Origin of the sequence: Aestuariibius violaceus, assembly GCF_040779325.2 — a bacterium.
In the GTDB taxonomy this organism is placed as follows: domain Bacteria; phylum Pseudomonadota; class Alphaproteobacteria; order Rhodobacterales; family Rhodobacteraceae; genus Aestuariibius; species Aestuariibius violaceus.
In genome coordinates, this window is record NZ_JBFONT020000001.1 from 1 (window position 1) to 17,195 (window position 17,195).

Genomic DNA, 17,195 nt, shown 5'->3' on the forward strand with positions numbered 1-17,195 from the left:
CCGGGCAGTCGACATGGGCGTAATGGCGGGCGTCGGTCTCGTATTCCACATGCGCCGTCGAGATCGTGATCCCCCGCGCCTTCTCCTCCGGCGCGCCGTCAATCTGGTCGTACGCCTTGAAGTCCCCGAAATACTTCGTGATCGCCGCCGTCAGCGTCGTCTTCCCATGGTCAACGTGACCAATCGTGCCGATGTTCACATGCGGCTTGTTTCTCTCAAACTTTTCCTTCGCCATAAGCCTTGAGCGCCTCTTTCATAAGGGGGCGCGGCGGCGCGCCCGGTTCTCAGACGGGCGCGACATAGGACCATGACCGGGGGAAATCAAGCGAATGACGCAGCGGCCCGCCACAGAGGTGAAAGGAACTTAAAGAGCGCGTTCGCGCGGCCGCCACACCAAACGTCGCAAACCCCGCGAATCACCCGTTAACCCAAGCAAAATCCGGCGATCCGGCGTGTCGGCATCCCGTCGGCTTTACGTCGGCATTCTGTCGGACAATTTCCGGCCGAAAACCCGGGTTAACGGACCGTCCGGCCGAGAGACACGCAACGGGTGGCGACAATCAGCTCTATGATCCCTAATTGAGCCGATTTCGGAAATCCACTCAAAGCCTTTTCGCGCACAGAGGCTATGGCACGGCAATTTCAATCCGGATAGACTCGCTGCATTGGAGTTCTTCATCATCAGACCCGTGCGGGTCGACAAGCGATAAGGGGTGCCTGTGACAGACGATCCGGGCGAGGATGATTGCTGGACGAAGTCGCCGGATAGCATCGGCAACGGGACCCGGACGGCGACCGAAACGTTCCTTGAAATCGAGACCGTCTAAAACGTGGAGCCGCTGGACAACCAGCCAGGCACGCCCGAACCGCTGACCGCTCCCCGGACACTGCGGGACACGTTGTTCGGCCAAGAGGGTGTCATCGAAGGCCGTCCGATCCGTCTTCTGCACACCTATGCCGTTCTTGATGTGGCCAAGATACCCGGCTTGCTTGAGCTTCTGGAGGCATCGGATCTGGACCATGCGTGCATGTTTCAGGGCGGCGCCGCAGAAGACCTGCGTGACGTCGCCCCATGGATCGCGCGCCTCGAAGAAGGCAACACCTTTACAAGTGGGTTATTCACACAAGGCGATGGACCGAACCAATTCTTGGAACGCGAGCCGGGGATTTATCTAAGGTCGTCAGCCACCTTTGATGAGCTTCGAAAGCAGCTACGCAAGTTCACTCGCCTGAAAGATCACACCGGGCGGTGGAGTTTCTTCAAATTCTGGGAACCCCGGCTGTTCCCACCCTTTGCGGACAACGCGCACCTTTTCCCGTCTTATCACCAGACATTTCGTGGGATCATGGGAGATGTGGCGGACCGGATGATCTGCCCAATTGTCGTCAGGACGATCGTCCTGACGGCATCGATACCTTTGCCTGACCCTGTCCCGCCACCCGCCTTGCCCGAAAGGATGGAAATCAGACGGCTCATCCTGCACAGAAACATGATCGACGCAGCAAATGATCTGTTTGAGATCGGGCCGGACTGGACAACTGAAGAATATCGAACCCCGCGCGCTCTGTCCTTCCTGCTTAGGGAGTTCATCGACTTCTGCCTCGACGTGGGTATCAAGGACGCGGATATTCGGTCGCGAATGATGGAATTGATTTTCGCCTACGACCGGCCTCGTTGGCCTGCTTGCCTTGAAACCAAGCCCTTCATCTCAATGCGTCGAGAGCCCGGCCGCAGCGAAGATATTGCACTCGATTGGATTTACCGAATGCATTGGTACCTCGATAATCAAAAACGAAGGGCAAACTAGATGCCTATTATTCTCGCACCTCTCGGCTGGGGCCTCATCGTGGTCGGCGTTGGCCTCGCCGCCACCTCGACAGCGGCGCTGCTTGCCTACCACCGGGATCGCGATTTCCGACGACGGCCTGTCGATCCGCCGATCACGATCGAAGACATCCGCCGTGAAATCGAGCGCATCCGACGAGGCAGCACGACGCAGGGCGAACGCGATCCCGAGCGTCAACCGCAACGCCAGCCGGCCCCCAGAGTACCGAGACGCTGGCCAGATCTGGACCTTGGCACGCGCGAACGAGAGAACGAAGAAACTGTCCAGCAGCGCCTCAGGCGAAGATGCCACGAAGAAGATGGGAACTGCCCGCATTGCCCGCCGGCCGAAGAGGGGCAGGATTACCTGCGTTCCTTTCAGGGAGGCACCGTCGAGCGGCCCTATTATTCTTCGATCGGTGCGGTGTATCAGCATCATGTGATCCCATGGTTTGCCTATGCGACGACCGTCAGCTCCTTCTCGGGCGAAGAGCGGCTTCATGTCAGCATCAGCGAATGGGAATGGCGTCGCGGGCGCACGGGCAGCTGGGACGGGCTGGACTTCATCGGCTGCACGCTGATCGAAACGAAGTTCGGGTATGGGAAGTATGTGAATGTGGACGCACTTAGAGATGATCCGTCTGAGGCGCCCGAAGCGCCCGGTCCCCAGGGTCGCGGTGACAGCACGCTGGAAGCAGCTTTCGGTACACAGCTGGATCGACAGGTGGCTACGATTGGACCGGACGGTCCGGAGCATGTCGTTGGCCTAAGATGGGTCTTCAGCAACCGCAATGTGCGATCCGTTTTCACCATCATGACTCAGCTCCGCGGCTATTTCTTTGTGACGGACCGCCATGAGCCGATGACCTACGGGACAGTTCTGGAGGAAATGCACGAGGTGGACATGCGGACATCCGATCCTCTGTCGGATTTCGGCGGTTGGGGAAGAGGAGCGCTTTGAATGCACGTCCGAAACAAAGTCAACATGTATGCCTACTTAGACAACGTTCGTTGGCCACTTCTCAAAGCAATGGACGAATTTCTTGCCTTTGGCCGCGCTCTGGAAGGCGAACTGATCTTCACCGGTAATTGGGTCTACTCGCGCACCGATGAAGAAGCGCACAACAATACCGGCATGAACCCTGTCAGGGAGCCTGAAGCTTATCTGGAATACCTTAAGAACGAGCATCGGCGCAAAACGAAAGAGCTGGGCGATATCGGAACGATTGACGAGGCTTACACCCTCAAACTGCCGCATGCATTCCCTTCGCCGCCTGACGTGCCGTACGACTACTACGACCAGGTCCGCTACAGGGGCGGAACCCGCATGATGCATTCCGAGCAGCTGGTTTATGCCTCTTACGTGAGCCGAGGTGCCGTGATCCTCGACCTCGCCGGCTGGCGGCGCCTTACCGAACTCTTCGTCGCTTGGCGCGTTCCGCGATACATCTGGTTCGACGCCTACCTCTACGAGCTTGAGGGGCGCATTCACAAACACCGCGCCTGGGGCGGCTGGCTTGGTTGGTTCGCGCACGAGATCAGACCGGCGGACATGCCCGACGGCACCCTGCTCTTCCCGATCGGACCCGGCACGCTGGTGGCGTCACAGGAGACGCAACTCGACTCAGCGGACCCCGCTCAGGTGCAACGCGCGCAGGCGGTCGAGATCGCGCTCGTCGACCTCGGCATCCTGCCGACGATGGCAGAATTGATCAAGGCGAGCGCGCTGCCCGAGGCTGGCCCGAACGAATAGGCCGAACAGGGCGGTTCGGGGTCAAACCGGTTTGATCACGACCTCACGGCTGCTCCGGCCAACCCGCGTTAATCCGCCGCCTCGCTCATCTTCTTGATCATTGCGACGCCGCTTTCGCCGAGCGGCACGATGGCGAAGGGGCCGCCCAGGCGCATCTGTGACGGGTCCTGGGGATCGGCTGGCCGCGCGGTGGCGATGACCTTGTCGTAGTAATCCTCCGCATTGTCCTGGGGCTTGTAGCCGAGGAAGGCGGCCTGGTGGTTGTTGACCGGCGAGCGGTCGTTGTTCGAGACGCCGTAGACCGGGACGAAACCGACGGTGGGCGTGTCGAGTGACCGTTGCACCAGCCGCACCAGATCGGGGTAGGAGAGCCACGTGCCCAGCGCGCGCATGTTTGCGGGTTCGGGCTGGCAGGAGAAGATGCGGATGCAGACGGCCTCTAGCCCGCGCTTTTCCCAGTAGAGGCGGGCAAGGTCTTCGGAAAAACACTTGGACAGGCCGTAGAACGTGTCGGGGCGGTGGGGCGCCGTCAGGTCGATGCCGTCGGCGGAGGGGTGCATGCCCACCGCGTGGACCGACGAGGCGTAAACGACGCGGCGGACGCCGTGGCGGTGGGCGGCCTCCCAGATGTGGTAGGACCCGAAGAAGTTCGGGCCCAGAAGCTCATCGAAGGGCGCCTCGTCGGGGATGGCGCCGAAATGGACGACCATGTCGGCGCCTTCGAGCAACGGTTCGATCTGATCCATCTTGCCGAGGTCGGCCTGTGTGAACGTCTCGTTCTCGTGCAGGGTGTCGGGCGCGTCGGCGATATCGGTCGAGAGCAGCGCCTCGGCCATGCCCGCCAGCGGCTCGCGCAGGACGGAGCCGAGCGCGCCGCAGGCACCGGTGAGGACGAGTTTCTTGAATTTCCGCATTATGGTCCTTCCCTTCAGATCACGGCCCGCTCGACCAGCGGGGTTCGTTCGGCGACCCTCTCGTAGCCCAGGGGCGAGAGGTCGAGCGTCTGGTAGCGGCCGGTCGCGATCAGTTCGGCCAGGCCGCGGCCCATGGCGGGCGATTGCTGCAGGCCGTGGCCGGAGAACCCGTTGCAGAGGTAGAAGTTTCCGGCCTCGGGATGGGCGCCCACGATGGCGTTGTGGTCCAGCGTGTTGATCGCGTAGTGGCCGACCCAGTCGGTGCGCAGCTTGATGCGTTCGAAGACCGGAATGCGCTCGGCCAGCGTCGGCCAGACAAGGTCCATCCAGAGCGCGTGGTCCATCTGGAAATCGTCGTAATCGGCGCCTGGCCCGGCGGCGTCCATGCACCCCGCGAGGTAGGACGAACGGCTTTCGGGGCGGACATGCACACCGTTCGGCGTGATGGTGAGCGGCAGGTCGAGGGGCAGCGGCTCTGCCACATCGAACAGGAAGGAATAGGCCTTCTGCGGCGCGACGGGCAGGTCGAGGCCCGCCATCTGCGCGGTGTAGGCGGCGCTGGGGCCGGAGCAATTGACGACGGCGCCCGCCGTGATCGTGCTGCCATCGGCGAGGCAAACGGTGGTGATGTGGGCGCCTGTGCGCCGGAGGCCCGTCACCTCGGCCGTCCGGCGGGTGACGCCCGCCGCCTTGGCCTGCTCCCGCCAGATCGCGAGGATACCGTGGCCGTCGAAATACCCCTCGTCCCGTGTGCCGAGGCTGCCGAGAAGGAGGCCGGTGGGGTCGATCATCGGGTAGCGCGCCGTGATCTCTTCAGGGGACAGCAGCACCGTTCCGGCGCCAAGGTCGGTTTGCAGAGCGTGGTTGGCGCGGAGTGCGTCGGCGAAAGGCTCATCGGCGGCCAGGTAGAGATAGCCGAACTCCCTGAAGGCGGGTTTCGGGGCGGCCGAGCCGAGGTAGTCGCGCCAGTTCTTTAGGAATTCCGCCCCGAACTGCGAGATGCGGATGTTGATCTCGCTCCCGAATTGCTGGCGGATGCAGCTGTTGGAATGGGTGGTGGAGGCCTGGGCGAAGGTCGGGTCGCGTTCGAGCACCAAGATGGAGCCGTTGAAATCCGGATGGCGGGAGAGCCACCAGGCGACGGAGGATCCCATCATGGCCCCCCCGATGATCACGACATCGAACCGCTCTGTCATGGGGCGGACGCTAGACCGGCTGATGGCGGGAGGGAAGCGTCACGGATCGCGCCGGTGGATCACTAGCGCGGCGAGGGCGATGAGCAGGAGGATGGCGCCGCCCGCGACGAATGCCGAACCGATCGTCGTGGCGGCGGCGAGTGCGGCACCGAGGAAGGGCGCGATGAGGAGGGCGGAGGTGTTGGCCGCCTCGCTGAGAGCGGTGACGCGGGCCATACGGTCGGGCCGGGTTTCGCTTTGCAGGACGGTCCGGATCGGGACGACGGTTGCAGCCGAGGCGATGCCGATTGCGAAGAAGAGCCCGAGGAAGGCGGCGAGCGGAAGGCCCTCGCGCGCCTCTGCCAGGCCGAGGCAAGCGGCGCAGAGGCCGCCAACCAGCGCGCTGATAGAAATCAAGCGGAAGGGCCGTTCGGTTGGCCGTAGGCTGAGCGTGCCCGCGCCCAGCACGCCGCCTGCGCCGACGGCGGCGAGGGCCAGGCCGAGCGTTTGCGGGTCGAACCCGAGGTCCCGTGTCAGCGGGGCGATCAGGGTGTCGTAGAAGAACATCGCGAAATAGCCCGCCGCCATCAGCCCGAGCGCAGCCTTGAGGCGCGGTTTGCCCATCGCCTCGTCCCAGCCCGCGCGCAGGCCGGCGAGGGGGCCGCCGTCGTCTTCCGGCGCCGGACGTTCGATGACCGGGAGCCGCATGAGAAGCGCTGCGGCGAGGCCGGAGATAGCAGCGTTCAGCAGGAACACCTGCTGCGGCTGGAAGGCGATCAGAAGCGCCCCGCCAAGGGCCGGGGCCACGATCTTGGAGGCCTGGTTGATCGCGTGGCTTATGCTGTTCGCCGCCATCCGATCTTCCGGGGTGGTGGCGGCCTGGATCGCCGCCTGCTTGGCCGGGGTGAAGGCGGCATCGATGGAGCTTGCCAGGAAGACCAGGGCGAGCAGGACCGGCCAGCTTTCGGCGAGAGTGAAGGCGGCGATGGCCAGCGCGCGGGCGAGGTTGCTGCCGATCAGGACGCCGCGGATGCCGCTGCGATCGATCCAGTAGGCCGCGAGCGGCCCGACGAGGATGTAGGGCAGCCCCATCGCGACCGCGAGGAGGGCGAAAACGATCGGCTCGACCTGCCAGGTGAAGGCGAGGAGCGCGCCGATGGCGACGAAGTGGAGCCAGTCCGCGAAATCCGCGGGGATCTGGGTCGTGAGGAGGCGCCGGATGGTCGTGTTCTGCCGGAGGGCCATGGCGCCGGACGCTGCGTCATGGCGCGGATGAGGGCAAGCCGGATCGGCGGCGAAGATCGTGATGGTCGCTTTGCGTCAAAAGCCGGTCTGCGGAATGCCAGTCGCGAGAGGACTGTGACCAATATCCGCTGGATTGCGGGTCGGGCGGATCGCGAAGTCACCCGATGCGAGGCGTGATGCCCCAAGCGATCAGTTAAGGCCCAACCGTCGCCGTGCGACAGGGCCTGGCACCAGGTCGGCGCGCCAGGCGTCCCAGGCGCCGCCCGCCCCCATGTATCCGGAATAGAGCTTGGCCACGAGTTCGGGATCTGCCGCGATGTCAGGCCAGCTCACGGCGGCGAGACCGGCATGTTCAGACCTGAGCCACGCCAGGTAAACCGCAGCCTGCCAGTCGTTGAGGGCCGGTTGTTCAGAGAAGTAAGCCAGGGCGTGGGCAAAGGCGTCTTCCGGTATATCGTCGAGCACGAGATACCCTTCATCGATCGCCCATGGCAGGATCGCCTCGATCGTCTGCGCCTTGATCCTGTATCGCCCCACCGAGGAGTTCAGCCGATACGCCAGCTCGGGTGATGCGAAGACCAGAATGTCCTGCCCCGCCTCGCCAAGCCGCCGCAACGGCGAGCGGCCGGCGTAGGAGACGTCTTCGGCCTCCCGGATCGAGGCCAGCACAGACAATGGAACCGGTGGCGCTTCGAGGGTGAAGGTCAGCGACGACAGCCATTGCACCCTCTCTTTGATGATCCAGAGTGCGAATGCCGCGCCCAGAACTGCTCCGAATAAGACCTTGGCAATCGATTTCATACGAGCCTCTCCAGATCGATGCGGGATCCTGCACATTCCACTGCGAGGATCTAGCGTGTGATCTGGCCCGGTCTGGTGGATTCAGCAGAGCGATCCCTCATCGCGCCCTACGTTGTGCTCGCCTTCTGAGAGAGCAAAGCGGTGCTGTCCGGCGCTACGGAGCGCTGATCCAGACGGTCCGACGCACTTAGTCGCAGGATATGACCTCCAGCAAACCGGGCCGGGCGGATGCACAGGCAAAAACCAACGAGCCTTGGTGTCTGGCGTTCGCGGATCGCTCTAGGCCGCCCTGAACTCCCCCTCGAACCAGCCGAAGCCATTGGGCGGGATGGTGATGACGGAGCCTTTTACCTTGCAGCGGGAAAGGGCGGTGGCGCGGGGTTCGCAGTCGAGGGTGATCTCCTGCGGGAGGGGGGAGAGGTTGAAGAGGCAGGTGAGGGTCTGGTCCTTGTGGCGGCGGAGGAAGGCGAGGATGGGATCGGGGGTGTCGAGGAATTCCGTGCGGCCTGCCTTGAGCGCAGGGCTCTGGCTGCGGAAGGCGATGACGTCCTTGTAGAAGCGCAAGACGCTGTGGGCGCCCTGACCATTGACCGCGTTCGCGAGCTGGGGGGCCTTGACGGGGAGCCAGGGGGTGCCGGTGGTGAAGCCGCCGTGGGGGGCGTTCGCCTCCCACACCATGGGGGTGCGGCAGCCGTCACGGCCCTTGATCTCGGGCCAGAAGCGGAGCGCGGGCGGATCTGTGAGTTCTTCATAGACCAGCTCGGTCTCGGTCTGGCCGAGCTCTTCGCCCTGGTAGATGCCGATCGTGCCCTCAAAGCTCATCAGCATCGCGAGGCAGAGGCGGGCCAGCGCGTCGGGGTTTGCACCATGCTCTGCCCAGCGGGTGACATGGCGGGGGACGTCGTGGTTGGAGAACGACCAGGAGGGCCAGCCGTCGGGGGCGCCTTTGAGGAAGCCATCGATGCAGGTGCGGAAGTGTTTGGGGGAAAACTGGGGCCCGAGCATGGCGAAGGAATAGGCCATGTGGAGACGCTTTTCGCCGCGGGTGTATTCGGCCATCACGTCGATCGATTTCTGGCCATGCTCGCCGACCTCGCCGACCATCATCCGGTCGTCGTACTGATCCGTCAGATTCCGCAGGCGTTCCAGGAAGGGCAGGTTTTCGGGCTGGGTCTTGGAATATCTGTGGTCCTGCATCCCGTAGACGTCGGTCGCCATCTCCCAACCGCCGTCTGGAGCGGGCGGATTGTCCCGCAGCTTGGCGTCGTGGAAGTAATAGTTCACCGTGTCGAGCCGGAAGCCGTCGACGCCACGGTCGAGCCAGAAGCGCATCGTTTCGATCAACGCGTCCTGAACCGCCGAGTTATGGAAGTTGAGGTCCGGCTGCGAGATCAGGAAGTTGTGCAGGTAGTATTGGCGCCGCCGCGGCTCCCACTCCCACGCCGGGCCGCCGAAGACAGAGGGCCAGTTATTGGGCGGCGAGCCGTCGGGTTTTGGGTCGGCCCAGACGTACCAGTCGGCCTTGGGATTGTCGCGCGATGCCCGGCTTTCCGCGAACCAGGGGTGTTTCGCGGCGCTGTGAGAGATCACCTGATCGACGATGACCTTGAGCCCGAGCCTGTGTGCCTCGTCCACCAGAGCGTCGAAATCCGCGAGCGTGCCGAACATCGGGTCGATGTCAGTGTAGTCCGACACGTCGTAGCCCATATCCTCCATCGGCGAGGTAAAGATCGGTGAGACCCAGATCGCGTCGGCGCCCAGATCCGCGACGTGGGGGAGGCGCCGCGTGATCCCTTTGAGATCGCCGATCCCGTCGCCGTCGCTGTCCTGAAAGGATCGCGGATAGATCTGGTAGATCACCGCGCCGCGCCACCACTCGCTCATGACATCCTCCGTCCCGGCAAACGTTCGGGTCCAACCACAAACGCCGGTTTTGGTTGCGACCGATCGGCACCCGCCGGCGCAGATGCCTCTGCCGACTCGTGCTCACTGCGCGGGCCCTGGCCGTCAAGCACAAAGAGTCACCTATCGCGTGTATTTTTACAGTGCTTCGACTGGAAATTGTGATGCTGCGTTACAGTTTTTAAGCATCAAGCCAGCTTTCACCCTTTCCGAGAGGAGCCAGCTCGCCCATGTCCATTTCCCTCACCGTCAATGGCCAGACGCAGGAGGTCGACGTCGATCCCGAGACGCCGCTTCTCTGGGTTCTGCGCGACAATCTTCGCCTGACCGGCACGAAATTCGGCTGCGGCATCGCCCAGTGCGGGGCCTGCACAGTTCTGATCGACGGGTTCGCCTCGCGCGCTTGCGTGACCCCGGTCGATGCCGTGGCTGGCACCGATATCCGCACGATCGAAGGGCTCGAAGGGCCTGAGGCCGAAGCTGTTCAGGCGGCTTGGGTCGATCTGAACGTACCGCAATGTGGCTATTGTCAGTCGGGCCAGGTCGTTGCGGCGGCGGCGCTTCTGCAGGAAACGCCGAGTCCGACCGATCAGGAGATCGACGATGCGATGGCGGGCAATCTTTGCCGGTGTGCCACCTATGCGCGGATCCGGCTCGCGGTTCGTCAGGCATCTGAAACGTTGGAGGGCTGAGCGATGAATCTTCTGAATCCAAGCCGCCGCGCCTTCCTTGCCGGATCGGCCGGCCTGATCATCTCGGTCATGCTGCCGCGCAGCGCACGCGCCCAGCAGGCCCAGCCGCAGAATTTCGACCCTGACGCGTTCATTCGCATCTCGCCGGACAACACGGTGACCGTCCTCGTCAAGCATCTGGAGATGGGACAAGGCGCGAATACCGGGCTGGCATCGCTTGTCGCGGAAGAGCTTGATGCCGACTGGTCCCAGATGCGGGCGGAAAGCGCGCCCGCCAATGCCCAGCTCTACGCCAACTTTGCATTCGGATTGCAGGGTGTCGGCGGCTCGACCGGGATGGCCAATTCCTACATGCAGATGCGCCGGGCAGGCGCCGCTGCCCGCGGGATGCTGGTTGCCGCCGCAGCGGAGGAATGGGGCGTGCCCGCCGAAGAGATCGTTGTAGCGCAGGGCGTGCTGAGCCATGCAGCGTCGAACAACACCGCCACCTTTGGCGAGTTGGCAGAGGCGGCGCGGTCGATGCCGATGCCGGAGGATCCGCCACTGAAAGACCCGGCCGATTTCATCTATATCGGCCAGAAGGTCGAGCGGATCGACGGGCTTGGAAAGTCCAATGGCGAGGCGATGTTCACCATCGACGTCTATCTCGACGGGATGGAAACGGTGGCGGTGCTGCATCCGCCGAAATTTGGCGCGACCGTTGTGTCGGTGGATGACAGTGCGGCAATGGAGGTACCGGGTGTGCTGCGCGTTGCCCAGATCCCGTCGGGCGTGGCGGTCTATGCCGAAAACACCTTTGCCGCCTTCCGGGGGCGCGACGCACTTTCGGTGGAATGGGATGAAACGAATGCCGAGACCCGATCGTCGGCCGAGTTGGCGCGCATCTGGGCCGAAGCAGCACGTGCCGGCGGCCGGGTTGCGGAGGAAGCGGGAGATGTCGATGCGGCCCTTGAAGGCGCGGAGACCGTGCTTGAGGCCGAGTTCACCTTTCCGTTTCTCGCCCATGCGCCGCTGGAACCGCTCGACGGCGTGATCCAGCTTGGCGAGGGCGAGGCGGAGGTCTGGATGGGGTCACAGATCCAGACGGTGGACCAGAATGTCATGGCCGCCGTCCTCGAGATGGATCCCGGCAACATCACGCTCAACACGATGTATGCCGGCGGAAGCTTTGGCCGCCGGGCCCAGCCGGCCTCTCACCTGGCTGCGGAGCTGGCCAGCATCGGGCGGACCGCCGGCCCGGGCGCCTACAAACTGCTTTGGACGCGCGAGAATGACATCCGCGGCGGCTACTATCGCCCGCTGACCGTCCACCGGATCCGTGGCGGGCTGGATGCCGATGGCAACATCGTCGCTTGGGAAAACACCATCGCGAACCAGTCGATCATCGCAGGCTCCCCCTTTGAGGGGATGCTGGAGGACGGGATGGACCCGACCTCTTACGAAGGGTCGACCCAGATGCCCTATGCGTGGCCGGCTCATCGCGTGTCATGGGCACGGATGGAAAGCCAGGTTCCGGTTCTGTGGTGGCGGGCGGTCGGGCATACCCATACCGCCTATGCGACCGAGATCTTCCTGGACGAGTTGCTTGAGCAGGGTGGTCAGGATCGGGTCGAGGGGCGGCTGGCGCTGATCCGGCCCGAGGCGGGACGCGACCGCGCCGTGTTGGAGCGGGTTGCAGATATGGCCGACTGGTCGGGGCCCGGCACCGGGGACCGGCGAATGGGCGTCGCCCTGCATGAAAGCTTCGGCTCTTACGTGGCGATGATTGCCGAGGTCGAGGAGGATCGCGGCATGCCGCGCGTCACGCGCGTCTGGTGCGCCGTCGATTGCGGCTTTGCGGTCAATCCGGATGTCGTCCTTGCACAGATGGAAGGCGGGATCGGCTTTGGGCTGGGCACGGCGCTCTATAATGAGATCGTAATCGAGGATGGCGGGCTTGTCCGCGAGGGCAATTTTGACACCTATCCGCTGATGAGCATCTACGACATGCCCGCAGTCGAGGTATCGATGATCAACAGCGACAATGATCCCACCGGGGTCGGGGAGCCTGGCGTGCCGCCAATCGCGCCCGCGATGGCCAATGCCTGGCGGTCGCTCACGGGCAGCTCGCCGCGGCAGTTGCCGTTCCAATCAGCGGGATCTTGAACCCGGCCCTTAAGATCCGCACTTGGCCCCCGGCGCCGCATCGCCGGGGGCCAACTGCAGTACCCTATCGGCTTGAAAGCCTCTTTCGTCGTCAGGCCCGCTTCTGAAATGGTGTGACGGTGTCGTGCTGCCGATGAACGACAAGACAGGCGCGCCCGGCTGCCTTGGCACGGTAAAGCGCATTGTCGGCCTGGGTTAGCAGCCGCTCAATGGCATCTCCGCTCTGAACGGTCGTTGCGCCTGCGGAGACCGTCATGAGAAGAGCCTCCGCATCCTGTGAGATCCTGACGGAGAGGCGTTCGCAGAGGCGCTGTTCGATCGCTGGCACGGCGGATGCGGGCGAGTTCGGCATGAAGACGGCGAACTCCTCTCCCCCGATACGGGCGACCACATCCCCTTTTCTTGTAATCATGCGCAGATGGTCGGCGATGGCGCGCAGGCAGATGTCGCCGGCAGCATGGCCGTGGGTGTCGTTGATCGCCTTGAAGTGATCGACGTCGACAAGAAGGACGAGCCCCTCCTGCCCCGCTTCCAGCATCTCTCCCGCGGCGGCGAAGAAGGCGCGCCTGTTCGGCAGACCGGTCAGCATATCCGTCGAGGCAGTGACGGCCAGCGCCTGCTCCAACCGGCTGAAATGGGCGACCGCTGCCATCAAAAGCGCCAGAACGGGCGCGCCGACGAGGGTTGTGGTCAGGATCAACTCGCCCGGCGGCATCGAGAGCCGGCCATCCAGCAGGTAATCCACGGCGAAATGCGCCCCGACGATGAGCGCAACCAGACCGGTGCATTTGACAGCGCCGTCGACCAGCGATCGCGCGGCAAGCGCCTCGAGCAGCTTGACCATGCATATCCCTCCTCCACCCACGCTCGCCGGATTTGGTTTAACAATCGTTTATTCTCCGTAAGAAATTCAGAAGACATCATCGCAAATCCGCGTGATGTGCCGCCGCGCCTTTGCCCTTTCATCAGCCGATCACCGCTGGCACTGTGCGCCAGCGGAGGGAGGGGCCATGCCGATCACGACTTGCATCTTCGACGCTTACGGAACGCTCTTCGACGTGGCCGCGGCGGCGCGGGAGGCGGCGGAGGAGCCAGAGTTCCCTGAACTGTCCGCGCGTTGGCCGGAGATCGCCGCCGACTGGCGGGCGAAGCAGCTGGAATATACCTGGCTGAGGGCCGTAGCCGGGCGGCATTGCGATTTCTGGCAGGTGACGGAAGACGGGCTCGACTGGGCGCTTGAGAAGGCGGGGCTGGATGAGGATACGCCGTTGCGGGAGCGGTTGCTGGCGCTCTACCGGGAGCTGTCCGCCTATCCGGAGGTGCCGGAGATGCTGTCGGCCCTGAAGGCCGGGGGCTATGCCACCGGCATCCTGTCGAACGGGTCGCCGGGGATGCTGGACAGTGCGGTGGCCTCGGCCGGGATCGGCGACCGGCTCGACAAGGTACTGTCGGTCGAGGATGTCGGCGTCTTCAAACCGCATGACACCGTCTACGGGATGGTCGAGGCCGCGTTCGGCTGCGCGCAGGACGAGGTGCTGTTCGTCTCCTCCAACGGGTGGGATGCGGTGGGCGCGGCGGGCTTCGGGTTCCGGACCGTCTGGGTGAACCGGGCCGGGCTACCAGTGGACCGGCTGTATGCGCCGCCAGAGACCATCCTGCATGACCTGGTGACGATCCCGGATCTGGCGGCGCGGCTGTGAAGACGTTCAGGACCGAAGACGGCCTGTCACTGGCCTATGACGATGTGGGCGACGGGCTGCCGCTGCTCTGCCTTGCCGGGCTGACCCGGAACATGGCCGATTTCGGTCCGGTGGTGGACCGGTTCGCAAGTCAGGCGCGGATCATCCGGATGGATTACCGCGGGCGCGGGGCGTCGGATCATGCCGATCCCGAGACCTACAGCCTGATGCAGGAGGGGCAGGATGCGCTGGCCCTTCTGGATCGTCTGGGCGTGGATCGGGCGGCCATCCTCGGCACCTCGCGCGGCGGGCTGATCGCGATGCTGCTGGCCGCGACGGCGAAGAACCGGCTGGCGGGCGTCTTGCTGAACGATATCGGCCCGGTGATCGAGCCGGTTGGGATCGAGTTCATCATGACCTATCTGGGCCGCCGCCCCGCCTTCGCCGATTACGATGCGGCGGCGGAGGCTTTGTCGGTCAACATGGCCGACGGCTTCCCCGGCATGACACTCGACCAGTGGCGCGCCGCCGCACGGCGGTGGTGGCGGCAGGAGGCGGACGGGTTGGACCTGCTCTATGATCCGGCGCTGCGGGAGGCGGTGATCGCCCAGTCAGAGGCGACGGGCGGCGCGGATCTGTGGCCGCTGTTTGACGCGCTGGACGGGTTGCCTTTGGGCCTGATCCGGGGAGCCAATTCGAACCTGCTGTCGCGGGAAACCGTCGCCGAGATGCGGCGGCGGCGACCGGATATGCGGTTTTCCGAGGTGCCGGATCGAGGGCATGTGCCGTTCCTGGACGAGCCCGAAGCAGTGGTTTTGATCGAAGAATTCCTGGAGGGATTGCAATGAATTACGACATGATCCGCGCGGCGGACCAGCGGCTGGCGGGCTATATGCGGCGGACGCCGCTGCTGACGGCGCCGCAACTGGACGCCATCGCGGGGCGGCGGGTCTTCGTGAAGGCCGAAAACCTGCAGCATACCGGATCTTTCAAGTTCCGCGGCGGGTGGTCGGCGATCACCTCTCTGTCAGGCAAGCAGCGCGAGGCGGGCGTCGTGGCGTTTTCGTCCGGCAACCATGCGCAAGGGGTCGCGATGGCCGCGGCGGCGCATGACGTGCCTGCGGTGATCGTGATGCCCGCGGACGCGCCCGAGGCGAAGCGGCGGAATACCGAATGGCTGGGGGCCGAGGTGCAGCTGTTCGACCGGGCCGGCGAGGACCGGGCGGCCATCGGCGCGAAGCTTGCCGAAGAGCGCGGGCTGACGCTGATCAAGCCATTCGACGAGCCGCAGGTGATCGCCGGTCAGGGGACCACGGGCCTTGAGATCGCGAAGCAGGCCAAGGCCGCGGGCGTCGAAGTGGCCGATGTGCTGATCTGCTGCGGCGGTGGCGGGCTGACCTCGGGCATCGCGCTGGCGCTGGAGGCGGAGGCGCCGGGGCTGAAGCCGCGACCAGTGGAGCCAGAGGGGTTTGACGACGTGAAGAAGTCGCTCGAGGCGGGGTCGATCCAGTCGATCGAGCCGCGGCCCGGGGCGCTCTGCGATGCGATCCTGTCGCCGTCGCCGGGGGAGTTGACCTTTCCGATCATGAAACGGCTCTGCGGGCCGGGCATCGTGGTGACGGAGGAGGAGGCGCTCAAGGCGATGGCGGTGGCGTTCAGCCATCTCAACATGGTGCTGGAGCCGGGCGGCGCGGTCGGATTGGCCGCGGCGTTGTTCCATCCGGACGAGAGCGAGGGCGGGGATGTCATCGTCGTCGCCTCGGGCGGGAACGTGGACCCGGCCATCTTCTCGCGCGCGATCACTGAGCATGGGGTCGCGCTGTGACGCGGTTTTCGGTTGCGAGCTTCAACGTCAAGAACCTGATCGGGCCGGACGAGGAGTACTACAAGTTCGAGCGGTATACGCCCGAGGAGCACGCCTGGAAGCAGGACTGGCTGGCCGATCAGCTGCTCAGCCTCGATGCGGATGTCGTGGGGTTTCAGGAGATCTTCGAGGAGGAGGCGCTGGGTGCCGTCGTGGCGGAGACCGACCGGCGGGCGGAGGTCGCGAATGCGGCAAGCGTGCCGGATCCGTCGAAGCGCTATGCGCGGAAAGCGATTTTCCGCAAGCTCGAGGTCAAGGGATACCGCGGCGCGGAGATGATCGTGGCGCCGAACGCCAATGATGGAGGGCCGGGGCAGCGGCGGCCGGGGGTTGCGGTGCTGTCGCGGCATGGCTTCGCGGAGCCGCCGGAGGTGATGCAGGTGCTTGACCCGCCGGTCGAAATCGGGTTCCGCGGGCTCGACGGGGAGCCGTGCGGGAGCTATCGGATGGAGCGGCTGTCGCGGCCCGTGCTGAAGGTACGGGTGCCGGTGGGCGGGCGGATCGTGACGGTCTTCAACTGCCATCTTAAATCGAAGCTGGGGGAGTATGATCGGGGCCCCGGGGCGGCGTTCGCGCCAGCGGCCGATCTGACGAATTACGATGCGGCAGCACGGGCGCTTGGGTCGCTTCGCGCGGGGCTGCGGCGGATGGCGGAGGCATGGATGCTGCGGCGGGCGGTGCTCGCCTCGCTGGGCCGCGGCGAGCCCGTGATCGTGATGGGCGACTTCAACGACGGCGAAGCGGCGGTGAGTTCCGAGATCATCTCGGGCGAGGCACCGTTCCGGAACTATGCCTGGATGCGGCGGCACGATGCGGAGCATCAGGGCGACCGGTATTCAGAGGAAGAAGCGGAGCAGATCCGGGAGGACGTGGAGGCGGTGCGGCTCCATTCAGCAGAGAAGCTGTTTGTGCGGAAATCGCTGCGCGACATGGTCTATACTGCGGCGTTCGGTGGTGTCTTTGAGAGTATCGATCAGATCTATCTGAGCCGCCATTTCCACCCGGATTACGAGGGGCGGATCGGCGAGATGGAGTATTTCAGCGTGCTGAACGACCACCTGACCGATGGGAGCCATCCGGAGGCACCGTACAACAAGCTCGCCTCGGATCACGGGCAGATCATGGCGCATCTGCGGCTTTATGAGTGAGCCGTGGGGATGGGTGGTTGATGTCGGATTTGAGTACTTTTGGCCAGATGAA

Annotated in this window: 16 protein-coding genes; 9 read left to right on the plus strand and 7 right to left on the minus strand. The window is 64.4% G+C overall.

All coding sequences use genetic code 11. From position 1 onward, the window contains the following. Positions 1 to 235, minus strand: a 235-nt coding sequence (locus AADZ90_RS00005) for a GTP-binding protein (protein WP_411996905.1), incomplete at its 3' end; no start/stop codon positions are given. Positions 236 to 830: 595 nt separating this feature from the next. Between AADZ90_RS00005 and AADZ90_RS00010 the strand changes: the two genes are divergently transcribed. From AADZ90_RS00010 to AADZ90_RS00020, 3 genes are read left to right on the plus strand one after another with little or no spacing between them, the layout of a single operon-like run. After that, a complete protein-coding gene (locus AADZ90_RS00010; RefSeq protein WP_367311524.1) occupies positions 831 to 1,808 on the plus strand; it encodes a DUF4123 domain-containing protein in 978 nt (325 codons plus the stop codon). Further along, entirely contained in the window at positions 1,809 to 2,786 is a 978-nt protein-coding gene (locus AADZ90_RS00015) for a hypothetical protein (RefSeq protein WP_367311523.1), read from the plus strand. Next, complete coding sequence (locus tag AADZ90_RS00020; RefSeq protein WP_367311522.1) at positions 2,787 to 3,578, plus strand: hypothetical protein; 792 nt, start codon at positions 2,787 to 2,789, stop codon at positions 3,576 to 3,578. A gap of 68 nt (positions 3,579 to 3,646) precedes the next feature. Here AADZ90_RS00020 and AADZ90_RS00025 read toward each other — a convergent pair whose 3' ends face one another. The 5 genes from AADZ90_RS00025 to AADZ90_RS00045 all read right to left on the minus strand — a co-directional run bounded on the left by AADZ90_RS00025 (position 3,647) and on the right by AADZ90_RS00045 (position 9,597). Further along, entirely contained in the window at positions 3,647 to 4,492 is an 846-nt protein-coding gene (locus AADZ90_RS00025; RefSeq protein ID WP_367311521.1) for an NAD-dependent epimerase/dehydratase family protein, read from the minus strand. 14 nt (positions 4,493 to 4,506) lie between these two features. Then, a complete protein-coding gene (locus AADZ90_RS00030) occupies positions 4,507 to 5,688 on the minus strand; it encodes an NAD(P)/FAD-dependent oxidoreductase (RefSeq protein WP_367311520.1) in 1,182 nt (393 codons plus the stop codon). A 39-nt stretch (positions 5,689 to 5,727) separates the two neighbouring features. Then, positions 5,728 to 6,912: an MFS transporter gene (locus AADZ90_RS00035; protein ID WP_367311519.1), complete on the minus strand. Its 1,185-nt coding sequence runs from the start codon at positions 6,910 to 6,912 to the stop codon at positions 5,728 to 5,730. A gap of 189 nt (positions 6,913 to 7,101) precedes the next feature. After that, positions 7,102 to 7,713: a hypothetical protein gene (locus AADZ90_RS00040; RefSeq protein ID WP_367311518.1), complete on the minus strand. Its 612-nt coding sequence runs from the start codon at positions 7,711 to 7,713 to the stop codon at positions 7,102 to 7,104. A 279-nt stretch (positions 7,714 to 7,992) separates the two neighbouring features. After that, positions 7,993 to 9,597 (minus strand): alpha-glucosidase family protein, encoded by a 1,605-nt coding sequence (locus AADZ90_RS00045; RefSeq protein ID WP_367311517.1) that lies wholly within the window; start codon positions 9,595 to 9,597, stop codon positions 7,993 to 7,995. Between the two features lie 248 nt (positions 9,598 to 9,845). On the opposite strand from AADZ90_RS00045, the gene AADZ90_RS00050 reads away from it, so the two are divergent. Then, positions 9,846 to 10,307: a (2Fe-2S)-binding protein gene (locus AADZ90_RS00050; RefSeq protein WP_367311516.1), complete on the plus strand. Its 462-nt coding sequence runs from the start codon at positions 9,846 to 9,848 to the stop codon at positions 10,305 to 10,307. A gap of 3 nt (positions 10,308 to 10,310) precedes the next feature. Continuing rightward, entirely contained in the window at positions 10,311 to 12,452 is a 2,142-nt protein-coding gene (locus tag AADZ90_RS00055; RefSeq protein ID WP_367311515.1) for a xanthine dehydrogenase family protein molybdopterin-binding subunit, read from the plus strand. Positions 12,453 to 12,543: 91 nt separating this feature from the next. Here the strand turns inward: AADZ90_RS00055 and AADZ90_RS00060 are convergent, their stop codons facing one another. Continuing rightward, complete coding sequence (locus AADZ90_RS00060) at positions 12,544 to 13,296, minus strand: GGDEF domain-containing protein (RefSeq protein WP_367311514.1); 753 nt, start codon at positions 13,294 to 13,296, stop codon at positions 12,544 to 12,546. A 166-nt stretch (positions 13,297 to 13,462) separates the two neighbouring features. Between AADZ90_RS00060 and AADZ90_RS00065 the strand changes: the two genes are divergently transcribed. Genes AADZ90_RS00065 through AADZ90_RS00080 form a run of 4 tightly spaced genes read left to right on the plus strand, consistent with a single transcriptional unit; the run spans position 13,463 to position 17,143 of the window. Next, the gene (locus AADZ90_RS00065) at positions 13,463 to 14,152 is read left to right on the plus strand and encodes a haloacid dehalogenase type II (RefSeq protein WP_367311513.1); all 690 of its coding nucleotides are present in this window, start codon (positions 13,463 to 13,465) and stop codon (positions 14,150 to 14,152) included. Then, positions 14,149 to 14,979, plus strand: a complete 831-nt coding sequence (locus AADZ90_RS00070) for an alpha/beta fold hydrolase (RefSeq protein WP_367311512.1) — start codon at positions 14,149 to 14,151, stop codon at positions 14,977 to 14,979. The genes AADZ90_RS00065 and AADZ90_RS00070 overlap by 4 nt, the downstream gene beginning before the upstream one ends. After that, the gene (locus tag AADZ90_RS00075) at positions 14,976 to 15,956 is read left to right on the plus strand and encodes a threonine ammonia-lyase (RefSeq protein ID WP_367311511.1); all 981 of its coding nucleotides are present in this window, start codon (positions 14,976 to 14,978) and stop codon (positions 15,954 to 15,956) included. The genes AADZ90_RS00070 and AADZ90_RS00075 overlap by 4 nt, the downstream gene beginning before the upstream one ends. After that, positions 15,953 to 17,143 carry an endonuclease/exonuclease/phosphatase family protein gene (locus tag AADZ90_RS00080; RefSeq protein ID WP_367311510.1) on the plus strand — a complete coding sequence of 397 codons (1,191 nt, stop codon included), beginning with the start codon at positions 15,953 to 15,955 and terminating at the stop codon, positions 17,141 to 17,143. The genes AADZ90_RS00075 and AADZ90_RS00080 overlap by 4 nt, the downstream gene beginning before the upstream one ends. Positions 17,144 to 17,195: the final 52 nt, after the last annotated feature.

Excerpts from the sequence above, each read along its gene's own strand:
- AADZ90_RS00035 (WP_367311519.1), bottom strand. The coding sequence starts at position 6,912 with ATGGCCCTCCGGCAGAACACGACCATCCGGCGCCTCCTCACGACCCAG.
- AADZ90_RS00055 (WP_367311515.1), top strand. The coding sequence starts at position 10,311 with ATGAATCTTCTGAATCCAAGCCGCCGCGCCTTCCTTGCCGGATCGGCC.
- AADZ90_RS00050 (WP_367311516.1), top strand. The coding sequence starts at position 9,846 with ATGTCCATTTCCCTCACCGTCAATGGCCAGACGCAGGAGGTCGACGTC.
- AADZ90_RS00065 (WP_367311513.1), top strand. The coding sequence starts at position 13,463 with ATGCCGATCACGACTTGCATCTTCGACGCTTACGGAACGCTCTTCGAC.
- AADZ90_RS00060 (WP_367311514.1), bottom strand. The coding sequence starts at position 13,296 with ATGGTCAAGCTGCTCGAGGCGCTTGCCGCGCGATCGCTGGTCGACGGC.
- AADZ90_RS00015 (WP_367311523.1), top strand. The coding sequence starts at position 1,809 with ATGCCTATTATTCTCGCACCTCTCGGCTGGGGCCTCATCGTGGTCGGC.
- AADZ90_RS00075 (WP_367311511.1), top strand. The coding sequence starts at position 14,976 with ATGAATTACGACATGATCCGCGCGGCGGACCAGCGGCTGGCGGGCTAT.
- AADZ90_RS00045 (WP_367311517.1), bottom strand. The coding sequence starts at position 9,597 with ATGAGCGAGTGGTGGCGCGGCGCGGTGATCTACCAGATCTATCCGCGA.
- AADZ90_RS00040 (WP_367311518.1), bottom strand. The coding sequence starts at position 7,713 with ATGAAATCGATTGCCAAGGTCTTATTCGGAGCAGTTCTGGGCGCGGCA.
- AADZ90_RS00020 (WP_367311522.1), top strand. The coding sequence starts at position 2,787 with ATGCACGTCCGAAACAAAGTCAACATGTATGCCTACTTAGACAACGTT.
- AADZ90_RS00030 (WP_367311520.1), bottom strand. The coding sequence starts at position 5,688 with ATGACAGAGCGGTTCGATGTCGTGATCATCGGGGGGGCCATGATGGGA.
- AADZ90_RS00025 (WP_367311521.1), bottom strand. The coding sequence starts at position 4,492 with ATGCGGAAATTCAAGAAACTCGTCCTCACCGGTGCCTGCGGCGCGCTC.